At 70.6% G+C, this 18797-nt stretch carries 19 protein-coding genes; 14 read left to right on the top strand and 5 right to left on the bottom strand.

Annotated features, from left to right (window positions below):
• The 14 genes from ABFS34_03010 to ABFS34_02945 all read left to right on the top strand — a co-directional run.
• Positions 1 to 2884 (top strand): tetratricopeptide repeat protein (locus ABFS34_03010; protein MEN8374399.1); only part of this gene is annotated, 2884 nt, incomplete at its 5' end.
• A complete protein-coding gene (locus ABFS34_03005) occupies positions 2884 to 4059 on the top strand; it encodes a DUF4388 domain-containing protein (GenBank protein MEN8374398.1) in 1176 nt (391 codons plus the stop codon). The genes ABFS34_03010 and ABFS34_03005, both read left to right, overlap by 1 nt.
• Positions 4056 to 5012 carry a tetratricopeptide repeat protein gene (locus ABFS34_03000; protein ID MEN8374397.1) on the top strand — a complete coding sequence of 319 codons (957 nt, stop codon included), beginning with the start codon at positions 4056 to 4058 and terminating at the stop codon, positions 5010 to 5012. Before ABFS34_03005 ends, ABFS34_03000 begins: the two co-directional genes overlap by 4 nt.
• The gene (locus ABFS34_02995) at positions 5005 to 5352 is read left to right on the top strand and encodes a roadblock/LC7 domain-containing protein (protein MEN8374396.1); all 348 of its coding nucleotides are present in this window, start codon (positions 5005 to 5007) and stop codon (positions 5350 to 5352) included. Before ABFS34_03000 ends, ABFS34_02995 begins: the two co-directional genes overlap by 8 nt.
• Positions 5349 to 5834 carry a roadblock/LC7 domain-containing protein gene (locus ABFS34_02990; protein ID MEN8374395.1) on the top strand — a complete coding sequence of 162 codons (486 nt, stop codon included), beginning with the start codon at positions 5349 to 5351 and terminating at the stop codon, positions 5832 to 5834. Before ABFS34_02995 ends, ABFS34_02990 begins: the two co-directional genes overlap by 4 nt.
• A gap of 3 nt (positions 5835 to 5837) precedes the next feature.
• A complete protein-coding gene (locus ABFS34_02985; protein ID MEN8374394.1) occupies positions 5838 to 6473 on the top strand; it encodes a gliding-motility protein MglA in 636 nt (211 codons plus the stop codon).
• On the top strand, positions 6470 to 8269 hold the full coding sequence (locus tag ABFS34_02980) for a DnaA/Hda family protein (GenBank protein MEN8374393.1): 1800 nt from the start codon (positions 6470 to 6472) through the stop codon (positions 8267 to 8269). The genes ABFS34_02985 and ABFS34_02980 overlap by 4 nt, the downstream gene beginning before the upstream one ends.
• Before the next feature lie 28 nt (positions 8270 to 8297).
• A complete protein-coding gene (locus ABFS34_02975; GenBank protein MEN8374392.1) occupies positions 8298 to 9914 on the top strand; it encodes a DUF4388 domain-containing protein in 1617 nt (538 codons plus the stop codon).
• Complete coding sequence (locus ABFS34_02970; protein ID MEN8374391.1) at positions 9904 to 10797, top strand: protein-glutamate O-methyltransferase CheR; 894 nt, start codon at positions 9904 to 9906, stop codon at positions 10795 to 10797. The genes ABFS34_02975 and ABFS34_02970 overlap by 11 nt, the downstream gene beginning before the upstream one ends.
• The gene (cheB, locus tag ABFS34_02965; protein ID MEN8374390.1) at positions 10794 to 11870 is read left to right on the top strand and encodes a chemotaxis-specific protein-glutamate methyltransferase CheB; all 1077 of its coding nucleotides are present in this window, start codon (positions 10794 to 10796) and stop codon (positions 11868 to 11870) included. Before ABFS34_02970 ends, cheB begins: the two co-directional genes overlap by 4 nt.
• Positions 11867 to 12739 (top strand): chemotaxis protein CheW, encoded by an 873-nt coding sequence (locus tag ABFS34_02960; GenBank protein MEN8374389.1) that lies wholly within the window; start codon positions 11867 to 11869, stop codon positions 12737 to 12739. The genes cheB and ABFS34_02960 overlap by 4 nt, the downstream gene beginning before the upstream one ends.
• Before the next feature lie 11 nt (positions 12740 to 12750).
• Positions 12751 to 13782 carry a hypothetical protein gene (locus tag ABFS34_02955; GenBank protein MEN8374388.1) on the top strand — a complete coding sequence of 344 codons (1032 nt, stop codon included), beginning with the start codon at positions 12751 to 12753 and terminating at the stop codon, positions 13780 to 13782.
• Positions 13783 to 13866: 84 nt separating this feature from the next.
• Positions 13867 to 14007, top strand: a complete 141-nt coding sequence (locus ABFS34_02950) for a hypothetical protein (protein ID MEN8374387.1) — start codon at positions 13867 to 13869, stop codon at positions 14005 to 14007.
• A gap of 14 nt (positions 14008 to 14021) precedes the next feature.
• Positions 14022 to 14792: a hypothetical protein gene (locus ABFS34_02945; GenBank protein MEN8374386.1), complete on the top strand. Its 771-nt coding sequence runs from the start codon at positions 14022 to 14024 to the stop codon at positions 14790 to 14792.
• Here the strand turns inward: ABFS34_02945 and ABFS34_02940 are convergent, their stop codons facing one another.
• The 5 genes from ABFS34_02940 to ABFS34_02920 all read right to left on the bottom strand — a co-directional run bounded on the left by ABFS34_02940 (position 14793) and on the right by ABFS34_02920 (position 18796).
• Entirely contained in the window at positions 14793 to 15341 is a 549-nt protein-coding gene (locus tag ABFS34_02940; protein ID MEN8374385.1) for a hemerythrin domain-containing protein, read from the bottom strand. It lies immediately after the preceding gene.
• A 7-nt stretch (positions 15342 to 15348) separates the two neighbouring features.
• On the bottom strand, positions 15349 to 15693 hold the full coding sequence (locus ABFS34_02935) for a hypothetical protein (protein MEN8374384.1): 345 nt from the start codon (positions 15691 to 15693) through the stop codon (positions 15349 to 15351).
• A complete protein-coding gene (locus ABFS34_02930; protein ID MEN8374383.1) occupies positions 15690 to 16508 on the bottom strand; it encodes an acyl-CoA dehydratase activase in 819 nt (272 codons plus the stop codon). The genes ABFS34_02935 and ABFS34_02930 overlap by 4 nt, the downstream gene beginning before the upstream one ends.
• Positions 16505 to 17323, bottom strand: a complete 819-nt coding sequence (locus ABFS34_02925; GenBank protein MEN8374382.1) for an acyl-CoA dehydratase activase — start codon at positions 17321 to 17323, stop codon at positions 16505 to 16507. Before ABFS34_02925 ends, ABFS34_02930 begins: the two co-directional genes overlap by 4 nt.
• A 174-nt stretch (positions 17324 to 17497) precedes the next feature.
• Positions 17498 to 18796 (bottom strand): 2-hydroxyacyl-CoA dehydratase family protein, encoded by a 1299-nt coding sequence (locus tag ABFS34_02920; GenBank protein MEN8374381.1) that lies wholly within the window; start codon positions 18794 to 18796, stop codon positions 17498 to 17500.
• Position 18797: the final 1 nt, after the last annotated feature.

Here is an 18797-nt window from a genome sequence, read left to right as displayed (position 1 = left end):
AACTCCTTGCCGTAGCGACGGCTACGGCGCGTCGTTCCGCCTTGCCCCGCGGGCGCATCACGCGCCTCGGTGCACACGGGACTTCCGCGCCGGCACACCGGTTGCCGATGCGGGGGAGAGCCGCGAGTTGACCGAGCCGGGGCCGAGCGCCCAGCGCTCAGAGCGGGACTCACAGATCCTGCGTGCGCTCGCGGATCGGATCGATCCGCGGGACGCCGGCGCGCACAACAATCTGGGCGTGGTCTACTTCAAGAAGCGCATGTTGGAGGAGGCGATCGACGCCTTCGAGCGCGCCCTCCAGGTGGATCCGCGCATGGGCGTGGCCGAACGCAATCTCCGCATCGCCTACTTCCATGACGGCTACATCGATCGCCTGACGGCGGAGCTCGAGCTGCGTCTGACGACCGATCCCGAGGACGGCGAGGCTCGCCGGCGCCTGGCCCGGGCGTGTCAGCGCACGGGCGACTACGAGGCCGCGGTCCGCCACTGGTCCGGGCTCGTCGAACGCTCTCCCGCCGATCCCGAGACGACGCTGGCGCTGGCTCGCGCACAGGCCGGCAGGGGGGACCGGGAGGGCGCCCTGAGGACCATCGAGGCGGCCCGCGCCCGCGGGGTCCGAGACGCCCGCCTGGAGCTACAGGGAGGCGAGATCCTGTACCACCTGGCGCGCCCGGCGGAGGCACGGAGTCGCCTGGAGCGGGCGCTCGAGCTGGATTCGAGCCTGGCGGCCGCGCACCACCTGCTCGCTTTCGTCTACGGGGATATCGGACTCGCCGAGGAGGCGGCGGCGTCCGCGGCCCGCGCCGAAGAGCTGAACCCGACCTACGGCCGGGCCGAGGCCAATCTGTCGCTGGACGCCTACAATACGGCTCGCTACGAGGAGCTGGTCGGCCAGCGCGAAGAGACGCCGGAATTGGCCCAAGGTGGTCTGGCGCACTACAACCTCGGGTTGGCGTTTCGGCAGCGGGGTCTACTGGCCGAGGCCGAGCGCGAGTTCGACCTCGCCGCCGCGCGGGGCGAGGACGCGCTGTTGGTTCGGCAGGCCCACGCGGAGCTCCACCTGCTGCGGGGAGATGGGGCCCAGGCGCTGCCGCTATACGACGCGGCCATCGACATCGAACCCGGTAGTCCGAAGCTGTGGAACGAGCGGGGTGTGGCGGCACACCAGATCGGTGACTTGGAGGGCGCCGAGCGCGGATACCGCAAGGCGCTGGAACTGGACGGATCCTACGTTCTGGCCGCCAACAACCTGGCCGTGGTGCGGGCCCACTCCGACGACCCCGCGGAAGCGGAGCGTGTCTTCGGCAGGGCTCTGGACGAGCCCCACGCCCCCGCGGAGGTTTGGCGCAATCACGCGCTGACTCTGACCAGGACGGGGCGGCACGAGGCGGCCGAGAAGGCCTACCGCGCGGCGCTCCAGCACGACGCCGACTCAGCCGCGGGGTGGGCCGGCCTGGGCACGGCGCTGCTCGCGATCGAGCGCATGGACGAGGCTCGCTCGGCGCTGGTCCACGCGGTTCAGCTCGATCCCGAGTTGGCCGAGGCCCGGTATCAACTCGCCTTCGCGCTGTCCGCCCTCGGAGACTACCAGGGCGCGCTGCGCGAAACGCGGCTCGCGCTCGAGCTGGACCCACTCTTCCCGGCGCCGCGTTTTCGGCTTCTCATAGACCTTCATTTCGAGGAGGCCGGGGTCCCCGCTCCGGAGCTGGCCGCGGAACGGCGCGTGGCGGGGGAGGGGGGAGTCGAGGAGTTTCGCTTCGAGTCTGAAGCGCTGGCCGATGTGTTCGAGTCCCTGCAGCGGCCGGCGGCCGAGACGGCCTCGCCGACGCAGGACAGGACGGATGCGGACACTTCGCCCTCGCCCTTCGTGCTGGCGCTCGCGGAAGGGACCGCCGGAGACCCGGCCACGGCGGCCGTCGCCGCAACGCCCGAGGGAGTTGCGCGGAGCGAGGCCGCCGTCGATCCGGCCCGGCAAGCGGATCGTCCCGCAGACCCGCTGGCCGTCGCACGGCGAGCCCTCGCCCGCGGCGACCTGCACGAGGTGCACGGGGCGGCACGCGCTGCGGCCGAGCGCGGGGCGCCGCGCGCCGAGGTGCTGCTGGTGCGGGCGGAGGCGTTCCTGCGCCAGGGGTTCGCCGGCGAAGCACTGGAGCGCTTCGACGCTCTGCTCGCGGTCGAAGCGGGCGATGACCTACCGGAGGCCACCCGGATAGCGGCCGAGCTCGGGCGCGCCCGTTCGCTCCTTCAACTCGACCGGGCCGCGGAGGCGCTGCTGGTCACCACGGAGCTGGCGGGCGCGCGGGACGCCGCGTCGGCGCTGCGCGTGCACGGACAGGCGCTCGCGGCCAACGGGCGCCCGGCCGAGGCGGCCGAGGCGCTCGAACGCGCGCTGGAAGAGGGCGTGGAGGACCGCGCCGGGGCGGCGCTCGACGCCGGCCACGCCCGCCTGGCGTCGGGGCAGGGGCCGGACGCCGAGCGACTCTTCCGCCTGGCGCTGTCGCTGGAGCCCGACAGCCCCGCGGCCATGACCGGCCTGGGGCGGGCGCTGGCCGCGGTCGGCCGGGAGGAGGAAGCCACGGCCACCCTGCGGGCCGCGCTGGAGGCGCTCCCCAGCTACGCAGATGCGGCGATCACCCTCGCCAGGCTGCTGCGGCGCACGGGCGACCCGTCCGGCGCGATCGCTACCCTGGCAGACTTCCTGTCGGCCGACCCCTACCACCTGGACGGGCTGCACCGGCTCGGCGAGTACCTGGCCGCGCAGGATCGCGTCGAGGACGCGGCAACCGCGTTTCGGCGGGTCCTCGCGTTCGACCCGGGCCACGCGCGTGCTCGCGACGCTCTGGACGGCCTGGGCGTGGCTCCGCGTGACGTGGGAGCCGCCTGATGGCGATCGAGGGTCCGCTTCACGAACTCGGGCTGGAGGACGTGCTCCAGCTCCTGGACCTGACAAAAAAAAGCGGGTTGCTGCACATCCGTTCCGAGCGGCACCGCGACGAGGTGGAGCTGCATTTCAGCGAGGGGGCCCTCTACCTGGTGCGTCGCAAGCGCCCCGTTCGGCGCTTGGCGGAGCACCTGGTGCGGGCGGGCAAGCTGACGGAGGGAGAGTTGCAGCGCGCCCTGTCGCTACAAAAAGAGCGCCCGGGACAGCTCATCGGACAGGTCCTCGTCGAGATGGGCAGCGTGTCCGAAGAGGAGCTGGAGCGCCAACTCCGCTTCCACATGGAGGAATCGGTCTACGACCTGCTGGGATGGCGCGAGGGCGAGTTCCGTTTCGTTGAAGGAAAGCCCGCGACGGACGCCACGGGCGTGCTGGTGCGCGTGGAGTCGATGTTGATGGAAGGCGCGCGTCGGATCGACGAGTGGAGTCGGTTGGAGGCACGTATTCCCACCATGGAGGCGGTGCCGGTGCTTTCGGACGCGCCTCCGGGCAACACGACGCTGGACCTCAGGCCCGACGAATGGGCGGTGCTCGCCGCCGTCGATGGAGCGGCCGATTTGCGGCGCGTGGCCGCGACCGTGGGGCGTGGGACGTTCGCCGTCGCCAAGATCGTCTACGGCCTGATCGCGACGGGGGTGGTCGAGATCCAACACGCGCAGGCGGAGCCCGGCGCCGAGCAACTCGAGGCAGCGCTGGCGTCGGCGGAGACGATGCTGGCGGCTGGGGACTGGCGCGGAGCGGAGCGCGAGGCCCAGGCGGCCGCGGCGGGTCACCCCGGGCGGTTCGAGCCGGTCCTGCTTGTGGGCAGGGCGCTCGCAGCCCAGGGGCGCATGCGCGCGGCCACCGAGGCGTTCGCGCAGGCCGTCGGGTTGGAGCCGACATCGGCGGATGCGCATTTTCAGCTGGGCTTCACGGCGGCCCGGATCGGGGATCTCCAGCGGGCCGGAGAGGCCTGGGAGTGGTTTCTGGCGCTCGGGCACGGCGACGAGCGGGCGCCGCTCGCGTTGCGCGGCACCGAAGCGCTTCGGGCGCTGAGCTCGGTGCTGCGAGACGGCCCCTATCCCCCGGAGCGCGAACGCCTCACGATGTCCACTGCCGATTCATCCCAAGGAGGACGATGACGAAGCCCGCGCCCGCTGACGTGCAGCGGTGGAGCCTGGAGGTCGCCCGCGATCCGGGTGCGCCGACGTTCGTGAACCTGGCCGACGCGTACCGGCGGCAGGGGAACCTGGACGGCGCGCTGCGCGTGTGTCTGCGTGGCCTGGAGCGGCGGCCCGACCACGCCGGCGCACACGCGCTCCTGGCGCGGCTCCATCTCGAGCGAGGGGAACGCGAGAAGGCCTTCGACGAGTGGGGGGTCGTGCTGCGGCTGGACCCCGCGCACTTCGAAGCGAACCGGGGCATGGGCTTCGTGCGCCTGGAGCGTGGCGACCTGCTCGGGGCCACCGCATACCTGGAGCGCGCGGCCGCTCGTCGCCCGGCCGACGCGCTCACGCGGGAGGCGCTCGAGTTGGTGGCGCGCAAGACAGCGCAGGCGGCGCCCTCCGGGCCGCTCCTGGGGCACCAGGCGGCCGCAAGCGAGGCGTCGCGTCCGCCGGCCCCCGCGCCCCCACCCGGCCCGGTCGCCGACACGCGGTCGACCCCGACCCCCACGCCAGCGCCCGCCGGCCAGGGAGACTCCCCCGCGAGCGCGGCGCCAAGCGCGCGTGATCCCGGGCGACTGTTCGAGGAGCTGGCCGGAAACGGCCCGTTTCGCGGCGCGCTCCTGGTCGACGGCGCCGGCTTCGTCATAGGCGGTCGACTCGGAACTCCCGCCGTGGAGTCGGACGCCGCCGGGGCGGCGTTGCGGGGGGCCGCCGGCGAGGCCGAGCGGACGGCCGAGTTGCTGGGTCTGGGCGCCTGGCGGGGGGTTCACATGCAGACCGACGACGCGGCCGCCCACCTGGGTCCTGTGGGGAAGCGGCACGCCGTCCTGATAACCGCCGACGGCGTCGCGCCGACCGGCTGGGTGCTGCACACCGCGGGCGCGGCGTCCGAGATCGCGCGCGCGTTCCTGGGAGAAGACCGTGGTTGAGGCATACGAACGCGCGCTGGAGCGGCTGCTCAGGGTAGACGGCGTGCGCGCCGCCCTGCTGGTCGACGCCGACATGGGCGTGCCGGTAGTCATGGAGGTCGACTCCGACGTAGACGGGAACGCCACTGCGGCGCTCGCGGCGGAGCTGTTCCGGCGCACCGCGCGCGGCAGCGACCTCGCCGGCGCCGGGCGATTGCGCACGCTGCAGTTGGCCGCCAGCGGCGGTTACCTGCACGTCGCGGGGGCCGGGGAGATGCTCATCGTCGCGCTGGCCGCTCCCGACGCGCAGCTGGCATCGTTGAGCGTGGAGGCGAGCCGCGCGGTAGAGGCGCTCGCGTGAGAACGCAGGAGGAGCTGGCTGTCCTCGTCGAGCGGCTGCGCGCGCCCCTCCGCGAGTTCGTGCGCGAGAGCAGGGTGCGCACGGCCGTGCTCGTGAACGCCAGCGGCCAGCTTCTCGCCCAGCAGGGATTCAGCCGCGGCTACGAGGTTACTAACGTGGCTTCGCTGGCGGCGGCCGCCCACGCCGCAGCGGGTGCCCTCGCGGACATGACGGGCGTACGCAGGTGGACTCACCTGCACAACCAGGGACGAACCCAGCAGATGCTGCTGGCGCCGCACGAAGTTGGAGGCTCCGACTTGATCCTCGTAGCCATCTTCGACAGGGCGACATCGCTGGGGATAGTGCGGCTGTTCAGCGACCGGCTCGGCGACCAGCTCCGGGAGATCCGGGAGCTCGGCGGGGCCAGCTCCGTGCGGGACGCGAGCCGCTTCGAGCACGAGTTGGAGGCCGGGGTTCGACGGGTGATGGGAGAGCGCGGATAGCCGATGTCGCTGGTCAACTACTCCACCCGCGAGATCACCTGCAAGATCGTCTACTACGGGCCAGGGCGATCCGGCAAGACGACCAATCTTCAGCACGTGCACGGCCGGCTGCCGCGCGGCCGCACGGGCGAAATGATGTCCCTCGCCACGGAGACCGACCGCACCCTGTTCTTCGATTTTCTCCCCCTCGATCTGGGATCCATCTCGGGGTTTCGGACTCGGCTTCAGCTCTACACGGTGCCCGGGCAGGTCTACTACGACGCGACCCGAAAGCTGGTGCTGCGAGGCGCCGACGGGGTCGTGTTCGTCGCGGATTCGCAGCCGCGCGTGCTCGCGGAGAACGTGACCAGCCTGCGTAACCTGCACGAGAATCTCTCCGCCGAGGGCCTGGACGTGCGTGAGGTGCCGCTGGTGATGCAATACAACAAGCGCGACCTGCCGGACGCGTTGCCGGTTGAGGTGCTCAGCGACGTGCTCAACTTCCGGGGCGTGCCCGAGTACGCCGCTACGGCCATTAGCGGAGAGGGCGTGTTCGAAACGCTGAGAACGGCCAGCGAGCTCGTGCTACGGCGACTTTCCGACCGGTATAGGCAGCCGATCGTGCCGGCGCCGACCGCGGGGCAGGGGGTGGGGTCGTGAACTCGGTCGACCTCGTTCCCTCGTTCACCTTCGACAATTTCGTCGTGGGTACCGGCAACCGTCTTTCCGTGGCCGCGGCCAAGCGCGTGGCGGAGTCGCCCGGGTCGTCGTACAACCCGCTGTTCATCTACGGCGGCTCCGGGCTCGGCAAGACGCACCTCGTGACCTCGATCGGCCACCAGGCCGGCTTGGACCACCCGGCGCTCAAGGTCGTCTACGACACGCTCGAACGCTTCATGGATCGGGCGATGGAGGCCATCGAGGCCGGAGACCGCGACGCGTTCCGCGCCCGTTTCCAGGACGTGGGTCTGCTCATCCTGGACGACGTGCAGTTCCTGGCCGGGAAACGCAGGACGCAGGAGGAGTTGATCCGCGTGTGGGACGCCATGTCGGCCCGCGGGGGACAGGTCGTGTTGACCAGCGACCGGCCGCCGCAGGAGATCGACGGGTTGGACGACAGGCTCCTGTCGCGTTTTTCGGGCGGCCTCATAGTGGACATCGGTGCCCCCGACCTGGAGACCAGGGTCGCCATCGTGCGCCGCAAGGCCGAGGAGCAGGCCCAGGAACTGGCCGACGGTGTCGCCGAGCTGCTGGCACGCTCGACCTTCTCCAACGTGCGCGAGCTCCAGGGCGCCTTGAACCGGGTGCTCGCCATTCAGGAACTCGAGGAACGCGTCGTTGGGACGGATGAAGCGGGGCGCCTCGTGGGCGTGGGTCCCGAGCCGAAGGGGGAGTCGGAGTTCGGCGACTTCGTGGCCGACGTGTCGCTCGCGATGGACACGGTCGTGTCCCGCTCCGCCGAGGATCAACAGCTCGCGGGGGCGGTCATGAGGTGGGAGGCGGACGGCTACCGCACCAGCCGGCTGGAGGCCCTCCTGCACGGATCGCACGGCCCGTCCGAAGTGGAGGAAGCGGTGCGCGCCTTCGAGGCCGACGTGGATCGGTTGCGGGAAATCGACGCCCAGATCCGTTCGGTGGATCCGGGCGCACCCGAGCTGCACTGGGGTGTGCTGCGCGATCCGGACCGGATCGGCGACGCCGAGGCCATGCTCGCGGCCGTGCGGCAGCGGCGTCAACCGCTGCCCGCCCCCCCGTCGGAGTATCAATTCGCGCGCGTAGAGCTGGATGACGGCAGCCTGGCTCTGCGCGCCGCCCGCGCGGCGGCAGAACAACCCGGCTCGCGCTACAACCCGCTGTACGTCCACGGCCACGCCTCGCCGGTTCGGTCCGCGCTGCTCGGCGCACTGGGGAACCGCATCGCCGAGCGCAATCCGGACCGGCCGGTGGCGTTCATGTCGGGCAAGGCGTTCGCGGATGAGCTGATCCAGGCCCTCGAGCGCAACCAGGTCGAGGAGTGGCGAGCGCGCTTCCGCGGCGCCGGCGCACTGTTGCTCGAGGACGTGGACATCTTGGCCGATACCGAACGCGCCCAGGAGGAGTTGTTCCACCTGTTCGACGCGCTGCTCAGGAGCGGCGCGCAGTTGGCGTTCACCGGGACCGTACCGCCGGCGCAGATAGCGGGGTTGGAGGACCGCCTGCGCTCCCGTCTGGCGGCCGGCCTCGTGGTCGGGCTGGAGGACAGGGCCGGCGGCGGGGCCGAAGAAGCCGAGGGCCCGGGAGGGGACGCCGCCGCGGCACCGGCGGAGCCGCCCCCCCCGCAGCGGGAGCCGGCGGCGTCGCTGTCGAGCGGGGCCGACGGAGCCGGAGGGCACGAGGACGCCTTCTTCTTGGCGCGCGACAAGGTCGTGTGGCGCTGGCCCTACGTGGCCCAGTGGCTGACGGAGGGGGACCGATGAGGCTCTCTCCGGCCACCGGAGCCGCCTGATGGCAATCAAGGGGAGCCTCCGAGAGGCGAGCCTGGCGGACGTGTGCCAGCTGCTGGCGATGGGGATGAAGTCGGGCTGCCTGTCCATCACCGACCGCGAGCGCTTCGGCCGCATCTACTTCGACGGGGGCCGCATCACGTTCGCCAGCGTGGTGAACCGGCGCGACCGGCTGGGCGACCTCCTGGTGGCCGAGGGCGTGGTGTCGGCCGAACAGCTCGCCGAAGCGTTGCAGGAGCAGGGCCGATCCCCCGAGCGCCGCCTGGGGCAGATCCTGCTCGCGCGCGGGTGGCTCGACGAGGAGGCGCTGCGGGAGCGCGTCCGGGCGCAGATCGAAGAGGCGGTTTACTTCCTGTTCACGTGGTCTCAGGGGGGTTTCTTTTTCGAGGTGGATCAACGTCCGGGCGAGACCGAGTTCCTGGTGTCGATCAACCCGGAAAGCCTGCTCCTGGAGGGCGCCCGCAGGGTGGACGAGTGGAGCGTCATCGCCAAGAAGATCCCTTCTCTGGAGGACGTCTTCGATCTGGACCACGACCGGCTGCACGACGCGGGATTGGCGCTGACGCCGGAGCAGGAGAGGATCCTGCCGCTCGTGGATGGAGCGACGACCGTCGCGGAGATCGCCGATCGCAGCGGCCTGGCGGAGTTCGACGCCGGCAAGGCCCTCTACGGACTGATTCAGGCGGGGTTCGCGCAGCGGGTGGGCCAGCGCGCGCAGGGCGCCAGCGCCGAGCGGGAAGCGGACTTCAGCGAGCGGCTGAACCTGGGCACGGCGTTCTACTCGACGGGCATGCTCGAGGAGGCCGAGGCGGAGTTCCGGCGCGTGCTCGAGATCAGGCCCAAGGACTCCGCCGCGCGTTCCTACCTGGCCAGGATCGCACTGCAGCGAGGCCGGCCACGCGACGCGGTCCAGCGGCTCAAGGCCGTCCTGGAAGAACAGGGCCCCCAGCACGGCGCGTTCGTATCGCTCGCCTACGGGCTGCGCATGCTCGAGCGCGCCGCCGACGCGCTGCTGGTTCTGGACGAGGCGGAGTCATTGGCGCCCGATTCGGAGATCGTATCGCTCCACAGGGCGGCGATCCTCGCCGAGCGGGGCGACTGGGGCGGCGCCGGCGAACACCTCGTCGAGTACCGGCGCAGGTTGGGCGACCGACCCCCCTCGGCGCCGTTCTTTCACCTGGCCGGCCTGCTCGCGGCGGTGACCGGACGCCTGGACGAGGCGCGCGCGACAATGGAAGCGGGCCTGCGTGCCTTTCCGGAGTCCGCCCCGCTGCTACTGCTGGCGGGAGCCATCGCGGAACGCCAGGCCGACCTGGACGAGGCCGAGCGCCTGTACCTGCGCGCGCTGGACGCGGATCGGCAGTTGCCCCAGACCTACAAGAACCTGGGCGACATCGCCTATCGCCGGGGCCTCCACGACGACGCGATGGACCAGTACCGCAAGGCCACCACGTCCGCCCCCGACCTGGGAGACGACGTGTTCGCCCGCATGGGCAATCTGCACCTCAAGCGCGGCGAGCGGGAAGACGCGATCCGTTGCTGGCGTAGGGCGTTGGACCTGAATCCGCGCAACGAGGTGGTCCGCAAGAATCTGGCGGTCGTTGGGAATGCGGAGTGACGCGCCCGCTTCGATCGAGAGCGCGATCGATGGGTCGGCCGCTCTGCTTCCGCTGGCGTCCGGCACGCTCTCGCCGGAGCAGGCGGCGGAACTGGATGCGCTCACGCGCCAGATAGACCTGGCCACCGGGCTCTCGCTGTCGCGCTACAAGGAGGCCTGTTTTCGGCGCAGAGTGGCGGTGCGCATGCGGGCCACCGGGGCCGCCAGCTACCAGGAGTACGCTGGCGTCCTCCACGCGGACCCCGCGGAGTACGAGCGCCTGCTCGCCGCGGTCACGATCAACGTCAGCAGGTTCTTCCGGAACCGCGACGTCTGGCGCCACATGGCCGAGCGGGTGCTGCCGGAGCTCGTCGCGCGCCCCGACGCGTTTCTGAACCTCTGGAGCGCGGGCTGCGCGGCCGGCGAGGAGGCGTACACGCTGGCGATGCTCCTGGACGAGTTCGACCGGCTCCGACCCGGCTCCGGCTCCCGCCGCTTTCGCCTCGTAGCGACGGACATCGACCCCGACGCGCTGGACGCGGCGCGCGCCGCGGCGTACGCGGACCTGGGGCTCGCGGAGACCACGGACGAAGACCGAGCTCGCTGGTTCGAGGCGGGCGGCCCGCCCCACAGACCGGTGGATCGCATCAGGCGAAAGGCGGCTTTCTGGCACCTGGATCTGCTCGCGGGCCGGTATCCCCGCGGTCAGCACCTGATCTGCTGCCGCAACGTCATCATGTACTTCGATTCCGAGTCCCAGGCGGCCATTCTGGAGAGGCTGCACCAGGCGCTCGTGCCCGGTGGGTTCCTCGTGCTGGGCCGCGCCGAGAGCCTGGTAGGGGCTTCGGCGACCCTCTACGACACGGTTTCCGTCCCGCTGCGCGTGTACAGGCGGCGCCCGTGACCGGCCCGCCCGGAGTTCTGGTCGTGGACGACAGCGTGATGATGCGCTCCTTCGTGCGCGACGTCGTCGAGCGGTCACAGGAATTCTCCGTGGTCGGAGAGGCGGCGACCGGGTACGAGGCGATCCGGCAGGTGCACGAGACCGACCCCGCGATCGTAGCGCTCGACCTGCGCATGCCCGACCTCGACGGCCTCGACGCGCTGGGGTACATCATGAGCGAGGCCCCGCGGCCGGTCGTCGTCGTGTCCGCGCTGGATGCGCGCGGGGAGGAGGTGCTGAGGGCGCTCGACTACGGCGCCGCCGAGATCGTCGCGAAGCCGGCTACCCTGGAGGACGAGGCGCCGTTCGCGGAACGCCTCCTGAGGGCGCTTCGCGCGGCCGCCATGGCCCGGATCACGAACCTGCGGTTTCGCCCGCCGGTGCCGCCTCGCCGACGCCGCCGGGCGTCGCGCACCGAATCGGCGCCGGCGCCGGCGGTGGTGGGCATCGTGGCCTCCACCGGGGGGCCGCGCGCGCTCATGGAGCTGGTGCCCGGTCTGTCACCCACCCTGCCCGCCGCGGTGCTCATCGCGCAGCACATGCCGCCGCGCTTCACGGCGTCGCTGGCGGAGCGCCTGGACGGCGTCGCGCGGCTTCCCGTGCGCGAGGCGGCGCACGGCGAGCCGGTGGCGGCCGGCTGCGCCTACCTGGCACCGGGTGGGACCCACCTGGAGATCGGCCGCGACGGGGAACACTGGATCCAGCGGCTCGTGGACAGCCCGCCCGTGCACGGCGTGCGGCCCTCGGGGGACATCCTGCTGGCGTCGCTGGCGCGTCACGCCGGGCCTCGCGCCGTGGGCGCCGTGCTGACGGGGATGGGGCGGGACGGCGCGGAGGGGCTGCGAGCAATCCGCGAGGTGGGCGGCGGCACGCTGGCGCAGGATCGCGATACGTCCGTGATCTTCGGCATGCCGGCGGCGGCGGCGCCGTACGCGGCTCGCGTCGCTCCACTGCACGGGATGGCCGACGCTCTTGCCGAGGCCGTGGCGGAGCGGCCGCGGCCGCGCGCTCGGAGCCGCCGAGGGCGCCGGTGACGCGCTACCTGCTCGTCGTGGCCGGAGGGGAGACCTGGGCCATTCCGTCGGACGCCGTGACCGAGGCCGTGGACGAGCCCGTGGTGGACGCCATGCCCGGCATGCCGGAGCGCGTCCGCGGCGTGATCGAGCATCGAGAATCGTGGCTCCCGGTCATCGACCTCGGGCGGGCGCTGGAGCTGAAGGCGATCCCTGGGCCGGGGGTGGCGCTGATACTGGACCGGGGGTCGACCGTGTACGCGTTGCTGGTCGAGACCGTGCGCGGCGTCGCGGAGCGAGAGGATGAGGAAGACGTCGAGGCGTGGACCGAGGACGGCCGCGTGGTGACGCGCCTGGACCTCGAACGCCTGTTCGCCGCGCCGGTGCGCGAGGGCGGCCAGGCGCCGGTGCCCGGCGTCGATGGCGCCGCCGACGCGCTGTCGCTGGTCCGCTTCCGGATAGGAGCGCACCAGTTCGCGTTCGAGTCCGACGACGTCGACAGGATCTGGCCGTACGATGATCCGCAGCCGGTCCCCGGACTGCCGTCCTACGTGCTGGGCATGCTGCCGCTGCGGGGGTTCGCCATGCCGGTTCTGGACCTGGGGCCGCACCTGGGCCTGGAACCCGAGCGCGGGCCGGACCGCCGCGTCCTGATACTGGGGGAGGAGGACCAGCGGGTGGGCTGGGTTGTTGACGAGGTCGTCGCGGTGGAGGCCATCCAGCGGAGTCGCTGGGCGCCCCTGCCAGCGCTCTTCAGCGGCCGGAGCGCGGCGCTCGTGTCGGGCGTGGTGAGCGACGGCGGAGCGGCGCCCCTCCTGGTGCTGCGCGCCAGCGCCCTGCTCGAGCCCCACCAGCGCGGCGTTCTGCAGGGAGAGACGGGGACACGCTGAGTCGAATAAGAGTGTTCCTGTCGCCCCGCGCCCGGAGCCTGAGCCGGATCGCGCTGAGCTGCGCTGCCATGTGCGCGCTGAGCACCACGGTGGCAGCGCCGGCGCTGGCCCAGCGCCCGGTCCCCGCGGTGGAGATGCGCGGACACGGAGTGGCGGACGAGCTCCTCCGCTTTCTGGAGGATGCCGCGCGCGACATGGCGCCATTCCCGAGCCTGCCGATCGACTCGCCGCTGGTGGTGGACCGCGCGCCCGTTACCGTGGAGGTAGCGGGGTCGGAGGACGAGCTGACCCGGCTGTCGGGCGGCGGACTGCCCGAGTGGGGGGCGGGGTTCGCGTTTCCCGCGACGCGCACGGTCGTGCTGCCGGCGTTCGGCCGCCGCAATCGAGACCCGCAGGCCCTGCTCCGGACCCTCCGCCACGAGCTCGCCCACATCGCGCTGCGCGACGCCGTCGCGCCCGCACGGGTGCCGCGCTGGTTCGACGAGGGGTACGCGCGCTGGGTAGCCGGCGAGTGGAGCACCGGCGCGGAATGGCGGCTCAGGCTTGCCTTCGCGCTGAACCGGACGCCGCCGTTGGACTCCATCTCGTTCGCCTGGCCCGCGCGCTCGGTGGAGGCGGAGGTGGCATACCTGCTGTCCGTAAGCGCGGTCGGCTACCTGCTGGAGCAGGGCGGGGAGGAGGGCCTGACCCGCTTTCTGCGCCGCTGGCGCGACATGGGGTCGCTGGACGCGGCTCTGCGCGCCACCTACGGCCGCACCCTCGGCCAGCTCGAGCACGACTGGCAGCGCTCCGTCAAGGCACGCTACGGTTGGGCCACCGCGCTGTCCCACGCCACCGTGTTCTGGGCCTTTGCGGCACTCATCCTGATCGCCATGTACGGGCTGCGGCGGCGTCGCACTGCGGAGCGGCGGGAGGCGCTGGTGGAGCCGCCCGACCGTCCGGCCTACTGGCTGGGGGAGGAGATCCGCCCGGGACCGGATGGCGGCACGCACCCGGAGGACGACGCGCCCGCTTCTCGCCCGGAAACGCCTCCGGACCGTTGACCGGCCGGTGGGCGCGGTTAGATTTCCGCCGCCATGGCAAGAAAATCGAATCGATCCAGAGCGGACTCGCTCAGCTTTTCCCGAGTGAACTGGGTACTAATGGGGGCGGGAGTTCTCGCCATCGTGCTGGGGTACGTCCTGCTCAACGGCGGCTCGACCGTCGCGGCGCCACTGCTGCTGGTTCTGGGCTACGTGGTCCTACTTCCGCTCGCGCTGATTCGCTGACCCGGAGCGCTTTCATGAAGACGGCACGTCTTGTGGCCTGCGCGCTGTGCCTTGCGGCCTGTTCGATGGTCGCCGGAACGCTCGCTGCTCAGGAACCGACGCAGGTACTGGTGCGAGTGGTCGCGAACGACGCGAAGATCATCGGTACGGGCGTGGGGGGCGCGTCGATCTCGATACGGGATGCCGAAACCGGGGCGCTTCTGGCCGAGGGAGTCCAACAAGGGTCTACCGGCAACACGGCGAAGATAATGGGCCCGCGGGGACGCGGGGAGTCAGTCTTCGACACCGAAGGCGCGGCCGGATTCCTGGCCGAGCTCAGCCTCGCCCGCCCCACGCTCGTCGAGATCCGCGGTACCGGTCCGCTGGGCGCCGAAACGCAGCATACGACGACCAAGACGCTGCTGGTCGTCCCTGGGCGGCACGTGGTCGGGGAGGGCGTGATACTGGTGCTCAACGGCTTCACCGTGGAGCTGCAGGAACCCACGCAGGATTCGGTGCAGGTAGGCGTCCCCTTCCACGTGCGCGCCAGCGTCACCATGCTCTGCGGCTGCCCCACCGAGCCGGGCGGCACCTGGGATTCCGATGGCTACGAGATCAGCGCTCGCCTGGTTCGAGGCTCGGATGTAATCGGGGAATGGCCGCTGAGCTTCAGCGGGGAGAGAAGCCTTTATGCGGCCGAGATCTCCGCGCAGGAGGCTGGCGATTTCGAGCTGCAGGTGATCGCCACCGACGCCCGCACCGCCAACTTCGGAATGACCACGCGCCGGATTTCCGTGCGGCGCTGATCAAGGCGACGAGAACAGCGACCGTCCCAGGGCCTCGAGCTGCTCCTTGGTACGGCCCTCGAACGTGTGATCGCAGGTGCCGTCGTAGGCCGCGCACAGTCGTGCGCACGCCGGACCGGTGATGACCTCATCCGCCATCTCGAAGAGCACGTTGTCTTCCTTGAGGATGTGGTTGCGGATCAGCTCGACGTATCCTCGACCAGCCTGAAGCAGACGCCGCCGATCGTTCGAGTCGCCGGCGCGGGCGCCAGGCATGGCGCTGGCCATGTCGGACACGCGCTCGCGGCCGAGTCGGTGTTCGTGCAACATCACGGCGATCGGCCCCTGCTCTCTGGGCATCCCCTGCTCGACTAGCGCGGTGAAGAGGTGATCTTCCTCTTTCCCGTGATGACACGCGTCGGCGAAGAGTCGCATGAAGTCGATGCACTCGCCGATCCGGTCGTAGTCCAGGCGGTCGGCGGGGTCGTCCAGGAGCGAGGAGAGGACGTCCGCCACGGCCAGGATCCACTGATGCTCGTCGCGCAGTACCTGGGTCGGGTGTTTCTCCATCACGCGCTCATCCTTCCGGGCGGAGGTCGGCGGCGCGTTCCGACGCGCGCCGCGTGTAGATGGATCGATAGCCTTGGTCGCTCTCCTCGAAACAGGCGGTGCACCCGCCTTCGGCGGCGTCCAGGCGAACGGGGTCGGCGGCCACCTCGAAGCCCAACTCGAGGTAGAGCTGGACCATCTCCCTGGCTCGTTCTGCGTCGGCCACGAAGCGGTGCTCCCATCCCGCCCGAAGCCGCTCCGGATCGGGCTGCACCCCCGCCAGCCAGGAGTCGCTGCCGGTCGCGGCATCGGACGACCGGCGGGAGTGAGGCGCCCCGAGGACGGGCAGGGATCGACGCTCGCTTCTGTTCATGAGCGGGTGGTGGCTTCGGACGATTCCAGCCGGGCAACCCGGAGGTGGGCCAGGTAGGCGGCGCCCAGAGCCGACGTGAATTGGACCAGGTCTCCGTGCGGGACGTTCACCTCCGAGTCCAGCTCGGCGCGGATCACGTCGGCCATGCGTTGGAAGCGGAGGATGCCTCCGATGAGCGTGTACTCCGGTTCCATCCTCACCCGCTTCATGAGCTGTACCGACCGACCCACGAGCGAGACGACCGCGCCGTGCATGATGTCGGCGGGGGCGGCGCCCTGTGAGAGCTGGTTGATCACTTCCGACTCGGCGAAGACGGCGCACACGCCCGAGATCGGTACGGGGGTCTTCGAGGTGGAGACCAGGGGGCCGATCTCCTCCGTCTCGAAACCCATGTAACGGGCCGTCTTTTCCAGGAAAGCCCCGGTCCCGGCGGCGCACTTGTCGTTGAGCCTGAACGACTTGACCTTGCCGTCGGTCCCGACGCGCGTCGCCTTCATCGTCTGACCGCCCACGTCCAGCACGGTCGCGGTGCCCGGGTACAGGAGCGTGGCGCCGCGGGCGGCCGCGGTGAGGTCGGTCACGTGGGTGTCGGCCTCCGCCATCTGGTGCCTGCCGAAGCCCGTGGTCACCGTGTAGCCCACCTCGTGCCGCGCGAGTCCCGCGGCACCCAGCGCCTCGTCCAGGGCCTCGCGCCCCACCTCGCCGAGTCGGAAGCCGGTGGGACGCATGGCCTTGCCCACGATGCGGTAGTCCGCGTCCAGGACGACCGCCTTGGTATAGGTCGAGCCCAGGTCGACTCCAGCCGTGTATCTCATGACGCCGCCGCCTCCGCTTCCGTGGGTTGTCGGCTGGCCAGGATGCGATCCAGGGCGAACAGGCCTGCGCCTAGCGCGCCCATGTAGTGCGACTCGTCGCTGACGTTGAGGGAGAGTCCGAGACGCTGCTCCAGGGTCTCCACCATGGCGCTGTTCCGGGCGACACCTCCGGTGAACGTGACCTCATCCTCGACGCCAACCCTGCGCAGGAGACCCGCCGAGCGCGCGGCGATCGATTGGTGCACGCCGAGAAGAATGTCCTGGATCTTCTTGCCTTTCCCGAGCCAGGACAGCACCTCCGACTCCGCGAAGACGGTGCACGTCGTGCTGATCTTTACGGGCCGCTCGCCTCTGAGGGCGGTGGGCCCGAGCTCGTCGAGCGGAATCTCCAGCGCGCTCGAGGCGGCTCCCAGAAAGCGTCCCGTGCCGGCGGCGCACTTGTCGTTCATGCAGAAGTCGAGGATCTCGCCATCTTCGGCGACCCGTATCGCCTTCGTGTCCTGTCCGCCCATGTCCACGACCGTGCGGGTCCGGGGAAACATGTGTACGGCTCCGCGACCGTGGCAGCTTATCTCCGTCACCTGGGCGTTTCCGAAGGTCACCTTGTAGCGCCCGTATCCGGTGCCGATCACGTACTCCACCTCGCGTTCCTCGAGTCCACCCTTTGCCAGAGCCTCCTCGAACGCGGTCTGCGCCGCCTGGATGACGTTGGCGCCCGTCTCGGTCAGCGCCCGCGCCACGATGACGCCGGTCTCATCGACGATGACCGCCTTGGTCTGCGTGGACCCCACGTCCACTCCGGCTGCGTATGCCATGCGGGCTCCCCTAGTGTGCCGTAACGGAAGTTGGGTGTGTACCGAAGCGCGCGAAGCGCCCGCGAAGCAAGGCGGCGCGACGAAGCGTAGCCATAGCTACGGTGAGGAGCGGCAACGATGCGCTCGCGGGATGCAGCGCGCGCTGAATGCCACCGACACTTCTGTTACGGCACACTACTGGGCGGTGGTGGTGGCGGCCTTGATGCGGCGGGACGCGAGACCCTCGAAGAACGCGTCGATCCGGTTCTTCAGCTGAGCCTCGGAGACCACGCGACGATCCATCATGTCGGACTCGATGAAGAGGGAAGGGACGTCGCCGCGTGACATGACCTCGCGGCGGTTGTCCGCCAGGCCCGTCGAGACCGTCCGGCAGCTCTTGATGGGGTGGTAGACCACGCCGTCGGCCTGATAGCTGTCGAACATCTCGAGCAGCGGCTCGGTCTGGAAGAACATGCTGTCCATGGCGGCCCGGGTCCCCAGAAGAAGCCCCTCGGCCAGGCTCTCCACGGGCCGATCGACGTCGTACTGATACCCCTCGTTCGCGCCGCCGGAGGCGAACCACAGGTAGGTCGAATTTACGAACGTGCCGCCCCATTCGCTGAACAGCTCGCCGAAGCGGCGGAAGATCGGATAGCACGGCACGCCGACGAACAGGAGTCGGTAGAGCTCCTCGGTGAGCGTGCCGATGCCGTTGTCACTCTTGAACTCCATCTCCTCGACGAGGTCGTCGAAATACGCGGCCCCGTCGGCGGTCCCACGAAGGCAGTTCGATACTCCGAGATAGATCGTTCCGTCCGTGAGCGCGTTGAACAGGGAAGGCGTCGACTTGTTCAGCTCCAGCACCCGTTGCCACCCCCGAGCCATGGTGTTGGCGTGCCCGAGGGTCTCGCGGAGCCGGTCGATATCGAACGCCTTTCCGCTCACCTTCTCGAGGACCGGGATGAGTTCCCGGAGTTGGCCGAGGACGTAACCCAGATCGTTCTCGAAGTCCGGGTCTCCTCGCCCGGGGCGTAGGCCCGCCGCCCGGCTGCCGGGGACGTCGATCGTGACGATGGGGCAGTCGTACATCCGCTCCCAGATCTCGGCCCACTTGATGTACGTGTTGCACGCGTTGGTGTAGACCGCGATTCCGGGCGGCGGGATGCGGCCCATCGGCAGGCGCCCCCCTCGGAGTTGCGTGGCGACGTCGGCTTTCACGTAACCGCAGATATCGGGCGAGTAGCCGTAGTCCTCCGCTTCGTTCAGGTACTCGTGCGCTTCGTGGCGGACCGCGGTCTGCAGGGAGTTGATCTCGGGAAAGACCACGGGCAGATCGAAACAGCGAAGCAGTTCGACCAGACTCCCCATCACGAACACGTACGCTCCGCCCCGTCCTTCCTCGGCCGCCTGGCCGAGTTCCGTGAACCATTCCTTGAAGAGACGGGCACCGTCCGCGTTGCCTCGGCCCACCAGGCTGGTCGTCGCTTGTGACATC

The organism is Gemmatimonadota bacterium (assembly GCA_039715185.1).
GTDB lineage: Bacteria > Gemmatimonadota > Gemmatimonadetes > Longimicrobiales > RSA9 > DATHRK01.
This window is presented reverse-complemented; position numbering and strand designations above follow the sequence as displayed.